This is a genomic window from Clostridium sp. AM54-37XD (genome assembly GCF_003478225.1).
GTDB classification, from domain to species: Bacteria; Bacillota; Clostridia; order Lachnospirales; family Lachnospiraceae; genus Coprococcus; species Coprococcus ammoniilyticus.
Genome location: NZ_QUEV01000001.1, coordinates 1 through 21,009, shown reverse-complemented (window position 1 = coordinate 21,009; position 21,009 = coordinate 1). Strand labels below are relative to the sequence as shown.

Annotated in this window: 23 protein-coding genes and 1 pseudogene; 23 read left to right on the top strand and 1 reads right to left on the bottom strand. The window is 38.0% G+C overall.

Translation table 11 applies throughout. The features are described from left to right. The first annotated feature begins 164 nt into the window (after positions 1 to 164). From DXA07_RS00115 to DXA07_RS00015, 22 genes and pseudogenes are all read left to right on the top strand, one after another. The gene (locus DXA07_RS00115; protein WP_021944443.1) at positions 165 to 638 is read left to right on the top strand and encodes an HAD domain-containing protein; all 474 of its coding nucleotides are present in this window, start codon (positions 165 to 167) and stop codon (positions 636 to 638) included. Between the two features lie 62 nt (positions 639 to 700). Next, positions 701 to 1,372: pseudogene (locus DXA07_RS00110) on the top strand (F0F1 ATP synthase subunit A); the annotation flags it as partial. 36 nt (positions 1,373 to 1,408) lie between these two features. Beyond that, entirely contained in the window at positions 1,409 to 1,633 is a 225-nt protein-coding gene (gene atpE / locus DXA07_RS00105) for an ATP synthase F0 subunit C (RefSeq protein WP_008400511.1), read from the top strand. 102 nt (positions 1,634 to 1,735) lie between these two features. Then, positions 1,736 to 2,239, top strand: coding sequence for a F0F1 ATP synthase subunit B (atpF, locus tag DXA07_RS00100; RefSeq protein ID WP_008400510.1), 504 nt, complete (start codon positions 1,736 to 1,738; stop codon positions 2,237 to 2,239). Next, positions 2,220 to 2,729 carry an ATP synthase F1 subunit delta gene (atpH, locus tag DXA07_RS00095; RefSeq protein ID WP_118482780.1) on the top strand — a complete coding sequence of 170 codons (510 nt, stop codon included), beginning with the start codon at positions 2,220 to 2,222 and terminating at the stop codon, positions 2,727 to 2,729. The genes atpF and atpH overlap by 20 nt, the downstream gene beginning before the upstream one ends. Before the next feature lie 6 nt (positions 2,730 to 2,735). Beyond that, complete coding sequence (gene atpA, locus DXA07_RS00090; RefSeq protein WP_008400508.1) at positions 2,736 to 4,244, top strand: F0F1 ATP synthase subunit alpha; 1,509 nt, start codon at positions 2,736 to 2,738, stop codon at positions 4,242 to 4,244. Beyond that, the gene (atpG, locus tag DXA07_RS00085) at positions 4,245 to 5,129 is read left to right on the top strand and encodes an ATP synthase F1 subunit gamma (protein ID WP_021944440.1); all 885 of its coding nucleotides are present in this window, start codon (positions 4,245 to 4,247) and stop codon (positions 5,127 to 5,129) included. Between the two features lie 13 nt (positions 5,130 to 5,142). Beyond that, positions 5,143 to 6,531, top strand: coding sequence for a F0F1 ATP synthase subunit beta (atpD, locus tag DXA07_RS00080; protein ID WP_044944676.1), 1,389 nt, complete (start codon positions 5,143 to 5,145; stop codon positions 6,529 to 6,531). Between the two features lie 20 nt (positions 6,532 to 6,551). Further along, positions 6,552 to 6,959 carry an ATP synthase F1 subunit epsilon gene (gene atpC, locus DXA07_RS00075; RefSeq protein ID WP_118482778.1) on the top strand — a complete coding sequence of 136 codons (408 nt, stop codon included), beginning with the start codon at positions 6,552 to 6,554 and terminating at the stop codon, positions 6,957 to 6,959. A 100-nt stretch (positions 6,960 to 7,059) separates the two neighbouring features. Next, a complete protein-coding gene (locus DXA07_RS13185) occupies positions 7,060 to 7,317 on the top strand; it encodes a hypothetical protein (RefSeq protein ID WP_243013943.1) in 258 nt (85 codons plus the stop codon). Between the two features lie 29 nt (positions 7,318 to 7,346). Next, positions 7,347 to 7,784 (top strand): lysophospholipid acyltransferase family protein, encoded by a 438-nt coding sequence (locus DXA07_RS13180; RefSeq protein WP_243013944.1) that lies wholly within the window; start codon positions 7,347 to 7,349, stop codon positions 7,782 to 7,784. A gap of 272 nt (positions 7,785 to 8,056) precedes the next feature. Further along, entirely contained in the window at positions 8,057 to 8,575 is a 519-nt protein-coding gene (locus DXA07_RS00065; RefSeq protein ID WP_118482776.1) for a hypothetical protein, read from the top strand. Then, positions 8,557 to 8,868: a hypothetical protein gene (locus DXA07_RS00060; protein WP_118482774.1), complete on the top strand. Its 312-nt coding sequence runs from the start codon at positions 8,557 to 8,559 to the stop codon at positions 8,866 to 8,868. The genes DXA07_RS00065 and DXA07_RS00060 overlap by 19 nt, the downstream gene beginning before the upstream one ends. A 327-nt stretch (positions 8,869 to 9,195) precedes the next feature. Continuing rightward, entirely contained in the window at positions 9,196 to 10,482 is a 1,287-nt protein-coding gene (locus DXA07_RS00055) for an aminotransferase class I/II-fold pyridoxal phosphate-dependent enzyme (protein ID WP_118482772.1), read from the top strand. 198 nt (positions 10,483 to 10,680) lie between these two features. Continuing rightward, entirely contained in the window at positions 10,681 to 11,250 is a 570-nt protein-coding gene (locus tag DXA07_RS00050) for a LytTR family transcriptional regulator DNA-binding domain-containing protein (RefSeq protein ID WP_117822504.1), read from the top strand. 298 nt (positions 11,251 to 11,548) lie between these two features. After that, entirely contained in the window at positions 11,549 to 13,000 is a 1,452-nt protein-coding gene (locus DXA07_RS00045; RefSeq protein ID WP_118482770.1) for a hypothetical protein, read from the top strand. After that, positions 13,000 to 13,182: a hypothetical protein gene (locus DXA07_RS00040; protein WP_118482768.1), complete on the top strand. Its 183-nt coding sequence runs from the start codon at positions 13,000 to 13,002 to the stop codon at positions 13,180 to 13,182. The genes DXA07_RS00045 and DXA07_RS00040 overlap by 1 nt, the downstream gene beginning before the upstream one ends. A 67-nt stretch (positions 13,183 to 13,249) precedes the next feature. Further along, the gene (locus tag DXA07_RS00035) at positions 13,250 to 15,157 is read left to right on the top strand and encodes a hypothetical protein (RefSeq protein ID WP_147352499.1); all 1,908 of its coding nucleotides are present in this window, start codon (positions 13,250 to 13,252) and stop codon (positions 15,155 to 15,157) included. 15 nt (positions 15,158 to 15,172) lie between these two features. After that, entirely contained in the window at positions 15,173 to 15,856 is a 684-nt protein-coding gene (locus DXA07_RS00030) for a hypothetical protein (RefSeq protein WP_118482764.1), read from the top strand. A gap of 250 nt (positions 15,857 to 16,106) precedes the next feature. Further along, the gene (locus tag DXA07_RS00025; RefSeq protein WP_182429545.1) at positions 16,107 to 16,655 is read left to right on the top strand and encodes a hypothetical protein; all 549 of its coding nucleotides are present in this window, start codon (positions 16,107 to 16,109) and stop codon (positions 16,653 to 16,655) included. 56 nt (positions 16,656 to 16,711) lie between these two features. Continuing rightward, positions 16,712 to 17,341 carry a hypothetical protein gene (locus tag DXA07_RS00020; RefSeq protein WP_118482760.1) on the top strand — a complete coding sequence of 210 codons (630 nt, stop codon included), beginning with the start codon at positions 16,712 to 16,714 and terminating at the stop codon, positions 17,339 to 17,341. A 3-nt stretch (positions 17,342 to 17,344) separates the two neighbouring features. Beyond that, a complete protein-coding gene (locus DXA07_RS00015) occupies positions 17,345 to 18,031 on the top strand; it encodes a hypothetical protein (protein WP_118482758.1) in 687 nt (228 codons plus the stop codon). Between the two features lie 348 nt (positions 18,032 to 18,379). Here DXA07_RS00015 and DXA07_RS00010 read toward each other — a convergent pair whose 3' ends face one another. After that, a complete protein-coding gene (locus tag DXA07_RS00010) occupies positions 18,380 to 19,306 on the bottom strand; it encodes a tyrosine-type recombinase/integrase (RefSeq protein ID WP_118482756.1) in 927 nt (308 codons plus the stop codon). 400 nt (positions 19,307 to 19,706) lie between these two features. Here DXA07_RS00010 and DXA07_RS00005 point away from each other — a divergent pair. Then, positions 19,707 to 21,009, top strand: a 1,303-nt coding sequence (locus tag DXA07_RS00005; RefSeq protein WP_147352498.1) for a pentapeptide repeat-containing protein, incomplete at its 3' end; no start/stop codon positions are given.

The window sequence follows — 21,009 nt, the reverse complement described above, 5'->3', positions numbered from 1 at the left end:
TACTTTACAGAGTAGAATTAGTTATGATTTTTTATAAAAAGTTTAGAAATATATTTTTTATTAATAAATTAATAAAAGGTGAAAAATAAAAAATGGTGTGCTATAATACGTTGTTGTTTAAAGGACGACTGGAAGCACATGGAAGAATGCAGGAGGAAATTTAAATGAAAGTCATTTTTTTCGACATTGACGGTGTGTTAAATTCAAACAAATTCATCTGTAACAATCCGGGTGAAACCGTTGACAGAAAAAATGTAAAAAACCTTGCAGATGTTGTAAAGGCAACAGATGCGAAGCTGGTAGCGATCTTTAACTGGCGGAAAGAGGTTATGAAAGATCCGGTATGTGACGAGAGAGCACAGGAGCTGATCCTGAAGCTTAAGGAGGAAGGTCTCGTTATATCCGATGTAACTCCGCCGCAGGAACATATATCCGGCAAGTATGAGGATTATGGACGGTGCTTCGAGGTTAAGGACTATGTAGACCAACACGATGTAGACAGGCTGGTGATCTTAGATGACATGGACTCAGACTGGGACAGAGTTGGACTTGCTGATTACTGGATCAATACGGAGAATACAGTAAAAGGATTTTCCGAGAGTGATGCAAGAGAAGTAATAAATATCCTTAACAGTTAGTATGCCCTTTGAAAAAATTACATGAGAGGAAGTGAAGACCTACGGGTGACCTTGCAGAAAAGTTAACAGAGGAGCTGAATTGCGAGACTCTCTTTACCATTCCAATTTTTGGTGGAATCCCGATCTCGGAATCAATCGTGGTAACATGGATCATTATGGCGGTACTTGTTCTGTTGTCCGTTATACTTGTCCGGAATCTGAAAGTTGAGAATCCGGGAAAGAAACAGCTTGCTCTGGAGTCGATCATTACGACATTTAATAATCTGTTTAGTGACGTTTTGGGAGAAAAAGGTAAGGCATATATACCGTATCTGATCACTGTCATTTTGTATATCGGAATGGCAAATATCGCAGGTATATTTGGATTTAAACCACCAACCAAGGATCTGAACGTAACAGCAGCACTGGCGATCATGAGTATAGTCATGGTTCAGGTTGTCTGTATCAGAAGCAGGGGACCGAAAGGCTGGCTTAAGAGCTTTGCAGAGCCGGTAGCAATAGTAGCACCTATAAATGTAATGGAGCTTGTAATAAAACCATTGTCGTTATGTATGCGATTGTTCGGCAATGTTTTAGGTGCATTTGTTGTAATGAAATTAATTGAGGCGGTAGCGCCTGTCATTGTGCCTATTCCGTTAAGCCTTTATTTTGATATCTTTGATGGCTTACTTCAGGCATTTGTATTCACATTCTTAACTGCACTCTACATGCAGGAAGGATTGGGAGAAGACTAAGATTAACATAAGGAAAATGAAAAGGAGATAATAATTATGAATACAGTAATCGCAATTGGAGCTGCTATAGCAGTATTAACAGGTATTGGTGCAGGTATCGGACTTGGAATCGCAACATCAAAGGCAGTAGAAGCAGTAGCAAGACAGCCGGAAGCAGACAGTAAGATCACAAAGCTTCTGATCATTGGTGGAGCACTTGCAGAGGCAACAGCCGTTTACGGTCTGGTAATTGGTCTTTTGATCATTCTTCTTCTGAAATAATATTTATAAGAATATGATGATTGCGGCACTATATCATAATAGATATGAAGGAATCGTAATTGTCGGATAACGAAAACAGACAGAAAGGCAGGAGGTCATTAAATGATAAATTTAAGTGTCTCGTCCATAGCCATAACCATAATTAATATTATAGTTTTGTTTCTTCTGTTAAAGAAATTCCTGATCGGTCCGATCAATAAGATCATGGCAGAACGTGAAGAGATGATCAAATCCTCGATCGCGAATGCCAATCAGACGAAGGATGATGCCATGAAACTGAAGCAGCAATATGAAGATACTCTCGCAGGTGTTCAGGATGAATGTGATACCATGCGGGACAAATCCAGACAGGCTGCACAGAATGAATATAACAGGATTGTGGCAGATGCAGGCGAGAAATCAAACCGTATGATCAAGGATGCGGAAAAAACTATAGAAGTACAGCGTGAAAAGGCTTTGAGCGATATGGAATCTCAGGTTGCGGAGCTTGCAATGTCGGCAGCGGCTAAGATTCTGGGTGAAGACTCAAATGACGCGAAAAATCAGTCACTATATGATGAGTTTATAGAAAAAGCAGGTGAGGCCCATGACACAGAAAGCAATTAATTATGCTGAAGTTTTGTGCGAGCTGAATATTGATGCGGCTGAGCTTTCAGACATGGAAGCAGTTGTCAGGGAGAATCCTGAATTACAGGAGGCACTTACGTGTCCGGTTGTCAGCAGAGAAAAAAAGTCAGAAATTATCGATAAGATATTCGACGGTTCAAAGACTACGGTAAAATTCTTAAAGGTACTTTGCAACAATTCTGATTTTGATCAGTTCTTTGAGATATGCAGAGAATACAGAGTTCTTATAAAGAAGAAAGCGGATGTCCTTCTTGCAACCCTTTATTATGTGACACCTCCAACGGAGACACAGAAGAAGGGGATTGAAGATTTTCTGAAAAAGGAATATAAGACCTCAGATGTGGAACTGACATTGGAGAAGAACGACAGTCTGATCGGCGGCTTTATTATTAAGGTCGGAAATAAGGAATATGACTGGAGTCTGGCAGGCAGATGTAAGCGGCTTACACAAAGATTGGTTACGAGGTGATAAGATTTGAGTTCAATAAGTTCAGGAGATATTATCTCCATACTGAAAAGTGAGATAGAGAATTTTGACTTCGACACCCGGGACAAAGAAGTAGGAACTGTCATCTGGGTAGGAGATGGAATAGTAACGATATATGGTATTGATAATGCCATGTATGGTGAGATTGTAGTATTTGAAAATGGTATCAAGGGTATGGTACAGGATATCAGAAGAACCGAGATCGGATGTATCCTGTTCGGAAAAGATACCGGAATAAAAGAAGGTACGAAGGTTACCAGAACTGGTAAGAGAGCCGGCGTACCGGTAGGTGAAGAATTCCTTGGAAGAATCATCAATGCATTGGGTGCACCAATTGATGGTAAGGGAGCGATCAAAGAGGCAGATTACATGCCGGTTGAGCAGGAAGCACCAAGTATCGCAGACAGACAGTCGGTCAATGAACCACTTCAGACCGGTATTCTGTCGATCGATTCCATGTTCCCAATCGGTAAAGGACAGCGTGAGCTGATCATCGGTGATCGTCAGACCGGTAAGACTTCGATCGCACTTGATACGATCATCAACCAGCGTGGAAAGGATGTTGTCTGCATCTATGTAGCGATCGGTCAGAAAGCATCCACCGTTGCAAAGATTGTTTCCACACTTGAGAAGAATGATGCAATGGACTATACGATCATTGTAGCATCAACAGCCAGTGATCCTGCACCGCTTCAGTATATAGCACCATATGCAGGAACATCGATGGCAGAATATTTTATGCATAAGGGAAAAGACGTGCTCATCGTATACGATGATCTGTCAAAGCATGCAGTAGCATACAGAACACTGTCCTTGTTACTTGGACGTTCCCCTGGACGTGAGGCATATCCCGGTGATGTATTCTATCTGCATTCCAGACTGCTTGAGCGTTCCAGTAAGTTAAAGGATTCATTAGGCGGTGGTTCGATCACAGCCCTTCCTATTATAGAGACACAGGCAGGTGATGTATCTGCATACATCCCAACAAATGTTATCTCCATCACGGATGGTCAGATCTTCCTTGAGAGTGATCTGTTCTTCTCAGGTATGCGTCCTGCGGTAAATGTAGGATTGTCCGTATCCCGTGTCGGTGGTGCAGCGCAGACCAAGGCTATGAAGAAAGCAACCGGTACCGTCCGTATCGATCTTGCACAGTTCCGTGAGATGGAAGTATTCACCCAGTTCAGTTCCGATCTGGATGAGAATACAAAGGAGCAGCTTACTTATGGTAAGGGACTGATGGAGCTGTTAAAGCAGCCGCTATGTCATCCGCTTAGTATGGCAGAGCAGGTTATTACACTGGTTGCAGCAACAAATAAGCTGTTCTTAAATGTAGATATCAAGAAAGTAAAGCAGACACAGATGGATATGCTTGCATATTTCAAGGATGCAGAACCGGATGTTATCAAAGAGATTGAAGAAGGAAAGGTTCTGACAGATGATCTGAAAGAGCATATTCTTGAAGCAGGAAAAGAGTTTATGAAGAGGGTGGAGTAATTGGCAAGTACCAAAGAAATCCAAAACAGAATAAAAAGCATTAAGGATACAATGAAGATCACAAATGCCATGTACATGATCTCTTCTTCCAAACTGAAAAAAGCGAAGAAGGATCTGGAGAATACGGAACCGTATTTCTATACTTTACAGGTTTCTCTGGCACGACTGTTACGACATCTTCCTGATATGGATCATCTTTATTTCGAAAATGAAGACGATGAAAAGAAGGAAAATCCGAAAAGAGGTTATATTGTAGTTACAGCCGATAAGGGCATGGCAGGTGCATATAACCATAATATCATTAAGATCGCAGAAGAAGAACTGGCAAATCACCCGGACAGCGAATTATACGTTGTCGGACAGGTGGGAAGACATTATTTTGCAAGGAAGAATGTGCCGGTTGATATCCATTTCCAGTATACAGCCCAGAACCCAAGTCTTCACAGAGCGAGGGTTATTGCGGATAAGATGCTGGAGAATTACGAAAGCGGTAAGATCGATGAAGTCTATATCATTTATACGAAGATGATAAACAGTGTAACGGCAGAGCCGGAGATGATCCAGCTTCTTCCGTTCAGAAAGATGGATTTCAAGATCTCACAGGCGGATGTCTATCATGAGGAGATCATCATTGAACCTTCTCCGAGAGCGGTCATGGATCGAATTGTTCCGAATTATATTACAGGTTTCATATATGGAGCACTGGTTGAATCCTTCTGTAGTGAACAGAATTCCCGAATGATGGCAATGGATTCTGCAACCAGAAGTGCGAAAGATATGTTAGCTGATCTCAGTATTAAATACAACAGAGCCAGACAGGCTGCGATCACGCAGGAGATCACCGAGGTAGTTGGTGGTGCGAAGGCTCTGCAGAATAAGAAATAGGAGGTCTGATGTTTTGAAAAACGGTAAAATAGTACAGGTCATGGGACCTGTTGTAGACGTAGAATTTCCGGATAATGATTTACCAAACATCAAGGATGCTCTGGAAGTTGATAATCATGGAAAGAAATGCATAATGGAAGCTGCACAGCACATCGGAAATAATACCGTCAGATGCATCATGCTGGCAGCAAGCGAGGGCTTATCCAGAGATATGGAGGTTGTTCCGACAGGATCAGGAATCAAGGTTCCGGTTGGTACAGATACCCTTGGCAGATTATTTAATGTAACCGGTGACACTCTGGACGGTGGACCGAATCTGGCAGATACAGAGCACTGGGTCATCCACAGAGATCCTCCGTCATTTGAGGATCAGAGCCCTGTTGTTGAGATTCTCGAAACAGGTATCAAGGTTATCGATCTTCTTGCCCCATATGCCAAAGGTGGTAAGATCGGTCTGTTCGGTGGCGCCGGTGTAGGTAAGACCGTTCTGATCCAGGAGCTGATCCAGAATGTAGCAACAGAGCATGGCGGATATTCTATCTTCACCGGTGTCGGTGAGCGTTCCAGAGAGGGTAATGACCTCTGGACAGAGATGAAAGAGTCAGGGGTATTGTCCAAGACAGCCTTAGTGTTTGGACAGATGAACGAGCCACCTGGAGCAAGAATGCGTGTTGCGGAAACAGGACTTACGATGGCAGAATATTTCCGTGACGTAAATCATCAGGATGTGTTATTATTTATAGATAATATCTTTCGTTTTGTACAGGCAGGATCAGAGGTTTCTTCCCTGCTTGGACGTATGCCATCCGCAGTTGGTTATCAGCCAACTCTGGCAAATGAGCTTGGTGAGTTGCAGGAGCGAATCGCTTCTACAAAGTCAGGATCCGTTACATCCGTACAGGCAGTTTATGTGCCTGCCGATGACCTGACAGACCCGGCTCCGGCAACTACATTTGCGCATCTGGATGCGACAACCGTTCTTTCCAGAAAGATCGTAGAACAGGGTATCTATCCTGCTGTTGATCCTCTGGAATCCAATTCCCGTATTCTGGAGGTGGACGTTGTCGGTGAAGAACATTATAATGTAGCCAGAGGCGTTCAGGAGATTCTTCAGAAATACAGAGAATTACAGGATATCATCGCAATTCTTGGTATGGAAGAATTATCAGAGGAAGATAAGATTACGGTTACAAGAGCACGTAAGGTGCAGAAGTTCTTATCACAGCCATTCCATGTAGCAGAGAACTTTACAGGTGTTCCGGGAAAATATGTACCTCTTAAAGAAACAGTAAAGGGCTTTAAGGCTATCTTAGACGGTGAGATGGATGAATATCCTGAGTGGGCATTCTTTAACGTAGGCGGAATCGAAGAAGTCAAAGAAAAAGCCGCAAAGGGACAGTAGGATAAAGGAGGCAGACAGACATGAATACATTTTACCTGAGAGTCATATCAAGTAATAAAGTATTTTTTGATGATAAGGTTACGAAGTTTGTATTGCCTTTGGAAGATGGTGAGATGGCAGTCCTTCCTCACCATGAGAATATGATCATTGCAACCAGTATCGGGGAGATCCGAATTGATACACCGGATGGAAAGAAGATTCTTGGTGTTGTCGGGGAGGGATTTACCCAGATCGTAAATAACCGTGTAACGATGCTGGTGGATTCTGCAGAACGTCCGGAGGATATCGACAGAGTCCGTGCTGAACAGGCACTTGAACGTGCGAAAGAGCGTTTGAGACAGAAGGAAAGTCTGAAAGAGTACAAACAGACAGAAGCATCTCTTTCCAGAGCGTTAATGCGATTAAAGGTAACGGGTAGAGATTTATAAATGGCCGGATCCGGTGCGGATCGCACCGGATCAAAAAAACAGTTGTTGGATATTGCAGTACTTTTGGACAGAGAGTTGTAAATTCAGGGGATTTAGGTAGATGGTTAGATTTTTTATAGTGATCATTTCCTGTTTTTTTCTGATTTTGTATTATGTTCCGAAGATGTCATATTATGCCAGACATGGTGAGAAATATGATGAGGAGACATGCTACAGAATGGCACAGGTTATGATCGAGCATGTAAAGAAAAGAGGGCGTATCGAGACGGTTGCATCCGGCATGGAGAATCTGCCGACGGAAGGCGGATATATCATGTTTGCCAATCATCAGGCAAGTACGATGCACTCGGTGTTATAAGCGTACATGAAAAGCCATGCACATATGTAATGGATGCGAAGCGATCACATTTGTTTATCGTCACGCAGTTGTGTGAGCTGTTAAAGGCAAAGCGTCTGGATAAAACCGATCTCAGGCAGCAGGTTCAGGTAATTAATGACGTTGCGACAGAGATCAAAGCGGGAAGACGATATATTCTTTTCCCGGAAGGCGGATACGACCATAACCATAATTCTCTGAGAGGCTTCCTGCCGGGAAGCTTCAAGATCGCACAGAAGGCAAAATGCCCGATTGTGCCGGTCGTATTATATGATTCATTTAAACCATTCGAAGGAAAATCTTTCCGAAAGGTTATTACACAGCTTCATTTTCTGCCACCGATCCCATATGAGACATTTGCAGATATGAAGACCTATGAGATAAGAGATATGGTAGTTTCACTGATCCAGAACCAGCTCGACAAGATGGAGAGCCTGAATGACTGGTAGGAGATTGCCGAAGAAAAGAGAGATAGCAGTTATGTTATCTCTTTTTTTTCGTGGAAATCCAGATAGAGCAGAAATGTTGTATCTGAATTTTGGGGTTGGAGCATATACAAGTGTGGCATTTCCTTAGCAAAAATTTTAGAAATATATTGTCTGTTGAGATTTTAGATGGTAGAATAAATTTTGTCGATAATGAATATATTGTGTTATCGATGGGCTATCTGGCAGATGAGGCTGTCAGATGAAATTTAGTCTGAATTATAAAGGAGAGTAACATGGACGAGAATATGAATGGAAATCAGCAAAATGGCACAAATGCCGGACAGCCGGATGGAGCAGCTCAGAATATGAATCCAAATCAGCAGGCATACGGCGGACAGCAGTATTATGATCCGAATCAGCAGGCATATGGCGGACAGCAGTATTATGATCCGAACCAGCAGGCATACGGCGGACAGCAGTATTATGATCCAAACCAGCAGGCATATGGTGGACAGTATGGACAGCAGCCACAGGGTAATAAGCCGGCAGGCGGTGGATTTGATAAAGTAAAGAATGCGATTGTGAATAATAAGAAGATCGTTATTATTGCGGCGGCAGCAGTTGTTGCATTGATCCTGATCTTTAACATTATCGGTGGAATTGCTGGTCACGGTAAGCAGAGCCCAAAGGCAGTTGTTAAGGCTTATGTAAATGCAGTAGAAAAGCAGAGCGGTAAGAAGCTGTATAAGCTGATTGATAAGAAAGTCCTTAAATATACGAGGACGAAGAAGATATGGATAAAGATGAAATGATCGATAAGTTAGATCAGATTCTGGAATGGTCAGGTGAATCTCTCGAAAACCAGGTTGGTAAAGTAAAGAGCATCAAGGTTAAGTTCAAGAAGGTTAAGAAGTTAAAAGGCAGCAAGCTGGAAGATAAGCAGGAAGACTATGAAGATGAATACGATATCAAGGTCAGCCAGGTTGCACGCGTGGAAGGCACGGTCAAGGTAAAGGGCAAGGATGATGATATCGAGAATGATTTCACTATGTATGTCTATAAGAGAGGCGGAAAATGGTATCTGGATTTTAGTTCCATATACTAAGATGAAAGCTTGTAAAAGTATCAATTCGTAAATACATATAAGATGGCATCGGTTGGAGAGAGTCTGACCGGTGTCATTTTGTTTGCATATTACTTTATGAAAACAAGTCATATATAAAAAAATGGAGAAAAATACGATTTTTGCAGAAAAAACAGAATAAAATAAAGAAAATTCAATAAAATAGTTGATATTTGAAACGAAATAGACAAGAACTTTCAATTATAGGCTTGCCTTTTTTGAAAAATGTTTTAAAATAGCTAATAGGAATTTTACAGGACATAACTGATTTAACCGGAATAGAATAAGTGAAAGGCACAGGTATGTAGAATGAAGAAATACAAAGATATGAGTAAAGATGAATTATTGACTTTAAAAGCCGCTCTTTTGGAGGAGTATAAGGAAGAACAGGCAAAAGGTCTGAGTCTGAACATGGCAAGAGGTAAGCCTGGATTCTCACAGCTTGCATTGTCGATGGGAATGTTGGATGAGATCAATAGTTCTTCGGATATGAGAACTTTGTTAGGAAACGATACCAGAAACTACGGAGATCTGGATGGTATCGGTGAGTGCCGTCAGCTTATGGCAGATATGATGGAAGTTAAGAAGGAGAATATCATCGTATATGGTAACTCCAGCTTAAATGTAATGTATGATACAGTATCACGTTCCATGACACATGGTGTAAATGGTTCTACTCCATGGTGTAAGCTGGACAAGGTGAAGTTCCTTTGTCCTGTACCGGGATATGACAGACATTTCAAGATTACAGAATTCTTCGGAATCGAAATGATCAATATTCCTTTATTAGAGGATGGTCCGGACATGGATCTCGTAGAGGAATATGTAAATAACGATCCTGCGGTAAAGGGAATCTGGTGTGTACCAAAGTATTCAAATCCAACAGGAATCGTTTATTCAGATGAAGTAGTAAGACGTTTTGCAGCATTAAAGCCTGCAGCAGAAGACTTCAGAATCTTCTGGGATAACGCATACTGCATCCATCATTTATATAAGGACAAGCAGGCAGAGATTTTAAATATCATAGATGAATGTGAGAAAGCCGGAAATCCGGATATGGTATACATGTTTGGCTCTACTTCCAAGATCACATTCCCTGGCTCCGGTGTAGCAGCAATTGCAACATCTCCAAGAAATGTTGAATTTATCAAGAAGCAGCTTACCGTTCAGACAATCGGACATGATAAGATCAACCAGCTTCGTCATACAAGATTCTTTAAGAATATCGATGGCATGAAGGCTCATATGGAGAAGCATGCAGATATCTTAAGACCAAAGTTTGAAGCAGTTCTGAATGAATTCGATAAGGAGCTTGCAGGACTTGAGATCGGTTCATGGGTTAGACCGGTTGGTGGATATTTCATTTCGTTTGATGCATTAGAGGGCTGTGCAAAGAAGATCGTAGCAATGTGTAAGGATGCAGGAGTTGTTCTGACAGGCGCAGGTGCAACATATCCATATGGTAAAGATCCAAAAGACAGCAATATCCGTATCGCCCCATCCTTCCCATCTGTTGAGGAGATGGAAGCAGCTTCAAAGATCTTTGTTCTTTGCGTAAAGCTGGTCAGCATCGACAAATATCTGGGTGAAGAATAAGTAATAAATAATCGAATAGAGGACATATAAAAGCAACATCAATATGTTAAAAATAAGATTATCAGAAGGTAGTCTTATGGCTGGCATGTTGATGTTGTTTTTTGTTGAATAAAAAGAGCAGACGATTGATTTATGGGCGAAAATCTTATATTATATTGTTTACAGACATAATGCATTATGCGAAAAAGAGGGGGACATATGATGAAGATTGCCATATGTAATGGTGAAAAGAAATGCCGCGATCAGATGCGGACATCCATAGAGAATTATCTGGATACAAAAGAGATCTTATATACAATTGATACATTCGATTCAGGAGAGATGTTCCTGTGTGAGGGAGAATCCCTTCCTGAAAATTCTATTATATTCCTTGATACCAATACAACTTGTGTGGAAGAATGTCTGGATGCAGTTCTGGATAAACGGGAACCGCATACTGCCAGAAAGAAATTTACATTTAAAGAAGGGCAGACAGAGGTTTTATTCAATCACATTTTATATATTGAAAGTAAATTACATAAACTGGAGTTCCATATTATAGAAAATGGGAAAGTTCGGATATATACCAGGTATGGCACCATGAATGATCTGGAAGCAGAGCTGAAGTCATATCATTTTATCCGGGTGCATCAAAGTTATCTGGTAAATTTGCAGCATATCAGGCAGGTATCAAGATATGAAGTTACGCTTCATAATGGTGATATTATTTCGATACCGAAAGCCAGATATAAGGAAGTAGAGGAAGCATTTACAGCATATAAATATTGATAAGTGAACAGAGATTATAAAAAACAACATCCATGCAGCAACCTTAAGGTTTCGTAAGAAAGTCTTAAGTGGTTACTGCATGGATGTTGCTTTTTTTGTTTGTTACACTATCTGGGGTTTAAATGAAGAAATTTCATATTGATTTACGTGAGTTTGGTCATTTTCTGCAATATATTGTCGTTTTCTGCAAAGTGGGTTGTTTGGAGGGGGATAAAACAGTATAGTGCATGAAAAGGAGGAAGTAAAAAATAATTAAGTAACAAAAGAAAAAGGATCAATACATGGGAGGGTATTTATTATGAATTGGAGAAGAAAATGGAAACAGATAACAGCGGTTATTGCTGCTGGAGCAATGGTGGCAGGCAACATGACGATATTGCCAGCAAAGGCTGAGGAGAAGACCAGGTATCCATATACCATATTTGCATCAGCACAGAAAGAAGGAGCCATTACTATAAATGCAGATAATTTCTGCTTGAATGGTGATATGGTGACGAATGGAACGATATCAGCATCGGGAAATCTTCAAATTAATGGAACAAAAAAAGAATCAGCAGAGGAATCCATGATGTATTTGTTTCATGCAATAGATGATGCATATTTTACTGGTACCGATTATGTGGCATGTGAAGGAGACTATGTTTTAGAGGAGACGAATATCAATATCAGTACTCCGGTTGCGGCATCCGGAGAGATGAATCTGGAGGGAAATATTAACCTGAATACGGCAATTAAGGCATTGGAAACCATAACGCTTACCGGAGAGGTGAAAAATACAAATAATTCTGTTATCTATTCCAAATATGGAGATATCATTATTGACAGTACAAATGTGAATCTGAGTGGCTTGATCTACGCACCATTTGGACATGTGAAGATACAGGCACAGAATCTGGGATTAAATAACATTATTGTAATAGCGGAAACGGTTACGATCATAAGTAGTAGTGTAAATGTAAATTATAGTAGCCAAATGGCAGAGTTTGTAGGCACAGAGTCTGAATTACTAGACATACCGGATGATGAGAGAAAATATCTGGAGGGAAGAGAGCTTCCAGATGTTACTACTGAAGAAAATAGTTCAGAAGAAACAACAGAGGACAACAGTACCGAAGAAAATACAACAGAAGATAGTAGTACGGAAACGACAACAGAGGATTGGGATGCGAAACAGAAAAGATATGAGGAATTGATGAGTGATTTTGATAATTGGAACTCTTATCTGGATACTGATGAGGATGGGTTACCGGATGAACTGGAAGAATTGATTGGCAGTGACAAGATTCTTTCAGATACTGATGGAGATGGATTGGATGATTATTACGAGTTTTTACAGCTTGGAACATCATTAACTGAACCAGATACCGATGAAAATGGCATTAGCGATGCGGAGGAGGATTTTGACGGTGATGGTTTAAATAATGCGCAGGAATATATGTATGGAACGCTTCCATGGGAGTCGGATACCGACCAGGATGGGCTGTCCGATGGAGATGAAGTTCTGGTATATGGAACAGATCCATTAAAACCGGATACGGATGGAGATGGTTTGATCGATGGGGATGAACCGGCAATGGGATTTGATCCTACAAAGCCGGATACCGATGAAAATGGAATCCCTGATGGAAAAGAACGGATTGAACAGAGTGTTACATATGAGGTTGAGAATAAGGAGTGTGCTGTTACAGAGATTCAGGTGGATATGGTGACATCCGGTAGCTTACGGCATCAACAACAATTGAAAGTATAATGGATACAGATTATGGATGTTCAAATGTAGCAGGTCTGGTGGGTGAACCATTTGAGATAACAACAACATGTACATTTGAAACGGCGACACTTTCTTATAAGTCGATCAGACAAAGCTTGGAGAAACAGAGTTTAATGACCTTCTGTTTTTATGGTATGATGAGGATAATAACAGATGGTTGAGCTGGAGACAGAGCATGACGCTGAGACTGGGATCGTTAGTACGGAGACAACACATTTTAGCAAATATATGTTGGTAGATCAAAAGAAGTGGGAAGAGGTATGGAATCTGCAATTTGATTACCTTACCACAGTTTTGCCGGAGCGTGAAATTGATGCATGTTACACATATTTATTATTTGATTGTACGGTTCCTTGGGAGCTTGCGGGGACACCCGGCAATTCATCGGGATTGAAAGGGAAAAAATTAACAGAATATCACTCACAGTATATTGATGCTGGGCGACAGATTATAGGTGAGGTTACGGATACCATGAGAGAGAATGATAAAGTAGCATTTGCATTTTATCATGAGATTCATAATGATATGAGTAATACAGATACGTTTGAAGTTTTTGGGCGTTTGCTTTATGATGATGGGGATTATCTTACAGAAGCAGAAAATATAAAAGAAATAGCAAATCGTAATGAATTGGAAAAAATGTTGATAAAAGAATGGCAGTATGATAGAGAGATTAAATTAAATGAAGATTTAGAGATGCTTGGAGTTATATTACAGAATTATGAAGACTATGAAAAAACGGATACAAGATATCCTGACAGACGTATTGTTCTTGTATGTGGAAGTGATTTTAGCTATGGGTCATCAGAATTATTAATTTATTTGAAAAAAAGAAATATAAAAGTAGATACGATAGCATTAGGAGAATACGCAAAAGAAGCTCCGTTGATCAGAGTGGCAAAGATGACTGGTGGAACTTTTTATAAAATGCAGGATTTAAATGATTTATCCGATATGATTATGAAATTGGGGATTGGAAAACGCCCGGTCACAAATTCAAACACAGAAGTAACAGATCTGACAGATACGGATGAAGATGGTATTCCTGATGTAGTAGAACGAGGAGGAATGAGAAATCAGTATGGTATGATCGTTTATACTGATCCAAAGAAAAAGGATACTGATGGGGATAAATTGACAGATGGAGAGGAAATAGATCCGACAAAACGAAATAAGCAGTTTTCCAATATAATGACATTGGATGTTCCTAAGAACGCGGATTTTTATTATATGGAATCCAGTCCCCGAAATCCCGATACTGATGGGGATGGATATACAGACTATGAGGAGGTAAAAATATATCACTCAAATCCATCAATATGTAATGTCGATGTTTATGAGTTGCAGCATGATTATATTGCGGTGAATTTTATAGATGAAGATGGTAATAGTCAAATTTCATATGGTGGAAATCAGGGATGGTTTGGAGAGGAATATAAACAAAATAATATTGAGAAATATTCAACAATTGATAGTTATGGGTGTGGTTTAATTTCTATAAGTGATATTTTGTTGTATTTAGCGAGCGTAAATAGTAAGTATTCGACGGATATGACAGATCTTATCAGGACTGATAATGGAGCAATAGAATATAATTCTTATATTGACTATATAAGTCGCATGGAAAAAAGCTTTTTTCATGTAAGAGATATTGATCTCATAGACGGAAAGAAATGGACTGGAATTGATGGACTATCAATTGCATATGGAGTTTATAAATATAATTGGTTCTATAATGTTGATTTGCACAGTTATTGGGGGGGCGGAACAGATAAAATGTTGAAAAATATAGAAGAAATGTTGAAAAATGATATTCCTGTGACGTTGTCGGCAAATGCGATAAAAGAGCAGTATGAAGCGGAGGCGAAGGATAAGGGATTGTACATAAAAATGTATACGAATGATACTGAAATCCCGAGAGAAAAAAACTACGAAATGACAGATGCTACATTTGATAATCATTATGTTACAGTTACGGGAGTGATCAGAAATTCTATTGAGGATAGGACATGGTTACAGGTTTCATCATGGGGAAGAAAGTTTTATATTGATTATAATGAGTATTTATATTATATGCAGACATATGCATCTATGGGAGGTGCTGCAACAAATATTTTGCATATTACTGCGAAATAATGAAAGGAGTTTCTATTGAAGAAAAATATAAAGAAAAGAAAAAAATGGCTTATTCCAGTCTGCATAGTAGTAATACTTATTATTGTCATTGGTATTATTCGCTACAACAATAACATGCCGGTAAAAGAAGAGAATCCATATACTGTCTTTGTGCGGCAATATAGTGAAGTGTATGAACCTGATTGGGAACTGGAAAATGTAGGGATAAGATCTGAAACAGATGAAGATTATGCAGGGTTTAGAGTTCACTTATGGAGCGAAAAAGATTGCTGGAATTTAACTGATATGGCTAGGGTAAGCTACACACTTGAACCGAAGATAAGAAGTTATATAGGAGAAAAATATCAATCATATGCAATATCATTTATCTTTGAAAGCTATGCAGGAAGAATATTTCAATTTATCTTTTATGATAAGGATAAAAAGATGGTTTCTATGGCAAATTTGGGGTGGTGTGGTATCACTTTACCTAAAATTATAGAGGCATTTCCAGATATGACAGCGATACATACGGATGGAAGTGTTGCAATTAATTTTGAGGATCTGAAAGCAATTTCACAGTTAGAGGATTTACAGGAATGGTGGCTGCAAGGCGGAACAACAGTGCCGGAGAATTGGAAAGAATATATATGGTCAGTATTCCCAAAGTGTGAAATTTATGATGCATCCAATTTTAAACATACTAGGTTTCCGTGGTAATTATATAACAGGTATGCATGATTTGATTGATTTGGTTAAATCATGCATACTTTGCTATTTGGATTGTGTAATTCGGGATGCAGAGAGATATTAAAGAGATGAAAGGAGTTTCTATTGAAGAAAAATATAAAGAAAAGAAAAAAATGGCTTATTCCAGTCTGTATAGTAGTAATACTTATTATTGTTAGTGGTATTATTCGCTATAACAATAACAAGCCAGTAAAAAAAAGAAAATCCATATAATGTCTTTGTGAAGCAATATAGTGAAGTGTATGAACCTGATTGGGAGCTGGATAATGTAAGTATAGCACCAGAAACGGATATTGAATACGCAGGAGTTGAAGTGCGTTTCTGGGGAGAAGAGGGTGTCTGGAACTTAACTGATATGGCACATATATGCTATATACTTGCACCAAAGATAAGAAGTTATATGGGAGAAGAATATCAATCATATGCATTAGCATTTAAATTTCGAAGCTATGCAGGAAGATCATTTTCATTCATATATTATGACGGAGATAAAAGGATGATTTCTTTGACAAATATGGGGCGATGTGGTATCACTTTACCTAAAATTATAGAGGCATTTCCAGATATGACATCTATAAGTACGGATGGAGATGTAGCGATATCATTCGATGCGTTAAAAGCCATCGAACAGTTGGAGAGTTTGCAGGATTGGTGGTGCTTTAGGGAAACAATGCCGGAAAATTGGAAAGAATATATATGGTCCATATTCCCTGATTGTGAGATCCGTGACTTATCCAATTACTGGGAAATAGAAAAGGTTCCGTGGTAAGCATCGCAACGAATATTGTGTATATTACAGTGAAACAGTAGGGAGGGAGATTAGTATTGAAATATAAATTAAAAAAGAGATATATAGTATTGATATGTTTGTTAGTTGTATGTATTGGAAGAATTATATTTTATTATGCAACAACAAGTCCTTTTTATAGGTTTGTGAAAACAAACGTCAAAAATTGTAAAGGAGAATGGAAGCTTGAGGGTGCAAGTATCGTATTTGACAATCATATAGTTGTGTCTTTTTTTAATAAAAAATCTGATTGGAATATGAGTGAAATAGCATTCATATGTAAGGAACTCTTGCCTGAAATAAGAGACTATTATGGATCAGACTATGATGGATATGATATAGACTTCCATTTTAAAAGTTATGCAGGCAAGAGGCTTGCGGTTCAATATAGTGACGGGGATAAATTTTTAACTATTACTGCAAATCGATTATCAAGAGGGGTTTGTTTAGAGAATATTGTTATGAATTTTCCAGAAGTGAATTCACTTCAGTTGGATGACAGTGTTAGATGTAAATATTTGGATTGTTTAAAAGATGTTAAAGATTTGAAGTACATAGAAATTGGGAATCCTTTTTCTGAAGAAAAACAGGATTATATATTAACTTTATTTCCAGATTGTAAGTTTAAGGAAGGGGACAATTCTAATATAGGGAGGACAGAGGAATAATGTATGATGAAAAAATCGAATAAAAGAAAAAAATGGCTTATTCCAGTCTGCATAGTAGTAGTAATACTTATTATTGTCATTGGTATTATTCGCTATAATAATAACAAGCCGATAAAAAAAGAAAATCAATATAATGTCTTTGTGAGGCAATATAGTGAAGTGTATGAACCTGATTGGGAACTGGAATATGTAGGAATATTATCTGAAACGGATATACAATATGCAGGGGTTAAAGTTCATTTTCAGAATATAACAGATTCCTGGAATTTAGATAATATGGCTAAAATAAGCTATATTCTCGCACCAAAGATAAGAAGTTATATGGGAGAAGAATATCAATCATATGTGTTGTCATTTGTGTTTGAGGGTTATGCTGGAAGATCATTTGCGTTTAGATACTATGATGGAGATAAGAAAATGATTTCATTAGAGTCTATGGGTGGGTATGGTATTACATTACCTAAAATTATAGAGGCATTTCCAGATATGACATCTATAAGTACAGATGGAAGTATCGCGATATCGTTCGATGATTTAAAAGCCATCGAACAGTTGGAGAGTTTGCAGGATTGGTGGTGTTTTTCAGAGATAATGCCGGAAAAATGGAAAGAATATATATGGTCAATATTTCCTGATTGTGAGATTCGTGACTTATCCAATTATTGGGAAATAGAAAAGGTTCCGTGGTAATTATATGGCAGGTATGGGTATATTATTATTTGAATTGCATGATACATCGTAAGATGAAATAAGAGGTGGAGGTGGATGCGATTGAAAAAAGAATGGCTAGCTGCCTTTTCAATCATTGTTATTTTCTTAGGGTTAATTTATGGCGTAAGCTATCGGAAGAAGAAAAAATGTTTATTCATTCAAAATTTCCAGACTGTGTTATAGAAGAATCGACAGAAGACTAGAGATGATCTGGAAGAAATGTAAAAAGATGGTGTGGAATATACCAGCTTCAAAGGTTAGATTTGAAAATCTAATATTGAAGTTTGATATATTCTGCATCATCTTTTTTGATATATGCTATATGACTTATAGCATGAATTGATTTCGAGGATGTCTGGTTGCCAGAATATTACGCTGTTTGGCGACAGCTACATGAGTATATATTTCGGTTATGGTGATCGAACTGTGACCAAGCATTTCCTGTATATATCGAATATCCACATCTGCATCCAAAAGACTGGTTGCAAATGTATGACGAAACATATGTGGTGTAATATGCATATCAATAGATGCAAGTTCTGAGTATTTATTTATCATACGCCGCACAGCCTGATCGGATAAGGGTTTCGCAGCCTGATTAACAAAGAAAGAATCGCAGGCGAGTATTTCTTTTTGAAAAGTTATCTTATATTTTTTCAAAATACAAAGCACAGATTCATTCCCAATCTGGATGCGGCGTTCCTTTGATCCCTTTCCATAGATTAGAATGGTTCCGTCTTGCAGATCAATGGAATCATTGTGAAGAGAGCAAAGCTCGGAGATTCGAATACCCGTTGCAAAGAGTAGTTCCAGTACGGCAGTATCTCTTAATGCATTTTTTCGTTGATATTCTGTTGGAGCCAGTGTTTGCTGTCTGTGTGCTACAGACAGAAGCGTTTCGACAGTAGCTAATGGGATTGTTTTTGGTAAAATAATAGGTTCGCGAAAACGCAGTTGAAGCTTATCGAATGGATTTTGTGGCAGAAAATCCTTATATAACAGGTAATGAAAGAAGGCTTTTAATGAAGCAATCTTCCGTTTTACTGTTCTTGGTTTATATTGTTCGTGAAGACCTGCGACATATTCCTCTAAAAGATCGGGAGTGATATCTGTGATGTCAGAAGGAATTTGTGCATGTGCAAATTGTGCCAGATCAATCCGGTATGCTTTTAATGTTTTCTCATCCAGTCGCTTCTGGTTCTTACAGTAGGTGAGATAGTTTTGAATGTGTGTAGATAAAAGAGTCGTAGTCATTTGTATTTGTTCTCCTTAAAATTATTTATTAGATGCACTTCAAGATAGATCCGATATAAGCCCGGTATGGGTCTTACCAAGGTCATTTTTGCTGTGCATAGAATCTTCGTAGCAGGATTCTGCCTTGCTTAGTATATATTCCAGAATTTATAAAATGGAAGAATACAATCGAAAAATAAGAGAAATTTGGTCATTTTCTGCAATATATGGTCGTTTTATGCAAAACGGTTGATTTTGCATGGGATTGGGGATAGATTGGAGGGGAAGGAAAGTAAGAAAATAAGTGATGGATAATCTTATATTATCCATTGTTTTAGTAAGTAAGTAGTTCTATTAGAGACCGATAGATTATATGACTTTTGCAATATAAGATAATAACTAATACATATGGAGTACTATTATGAATAAAGATAATGAAATACTATTACAAAATGTAATAAATGATACAACTATTTCACAAGAAGATGTTATAAAGGCACAGATTGAATTAAAAAAACATGTAAAAAATAAAGATTTTTACAGAATAGATCAATATAAAATAAATTTCGGAACTCAGATTTCTAAAAATTATTCTAATTTGAATCAGCGTCGTTCCTTTTATTCTGATTGTTATTTTACAAAATCAAATTTTACAAATACGGGGTTTACTGGTTCTATTTTTTCTAATTGTAATTTTACAAATAATTTATTAAAGCGTACAGTTTTTGATTCATGTAATTTTAGACAATGTAATTTTGAATATTCAATCAATGGTAATAATACATTAGAAGGCACAGATTTTAACAATGCTGTATTTGTAGAATGTACATTTGAAGGAATTACTTTTGATGCTGGAATGGCTTCTAATGCTATATTTCAAAGCGTAAGTTTTAAAGAATGTGTATTTTTAGGTATGCTTTGGGAAGCTGCAACTTTTGAGGATGTGTATTTTGATAATTGTCAAATGAAAGGACTTAATTTTGAACAGTGTGTTTTTGATAATATCCATATGAATAATACTCGTCTATTATTTCCGACTATTCCATATATAATTAACGGGATAAAATATTTAATGCAGACTGATGATAATGTTCAAATTTCTTCTGCAAATAGTTCAAGTGGTTTAATAAAGAAAGAAGAATATTTAAAACTTCTCCCTATATTAGAAAAATTTTATTATGGTACAAAAAATTATTTCCCATTGGCAAATATTTATGTCGCTCAAAATAAGTATCAAGATGCATACAATGCAATAATAAACGGGGTGCGTGTCGCTATGCAATTAAGGTCGTTTCGAAGTTTACGAAGTTTTTGTATATTGCTGAAAACCATTCCTGTTTTAGAGCCAAAACATTTTAATTTTGTATATGAATGTATACAAAATGAAATTGGATGTCAATTTTTTTCATCGACAGATTATTATATTTTATCAAGATACCTCGGTGAAGTTCGCCAACTACTAGTAAATGGAAAAGATGGTACTGTGGTAGGAATTACTATTAAAACAAATATAGAATCCAATGAATGTGATAAGTTAGGGATATTAATCTCAGTCATAAACTCTATAATTGATTATTCGTCAACAAATGCAAATAATTATATTGAGTTAAGGCATTATTCTCCATATGAAATTTTTTGTCAAATAACAGCTAATCCTGAATGTATTTTTTATATAATAGGCATTATATATTCTGGATTATTAGGTGTAGATACATTATATAAAA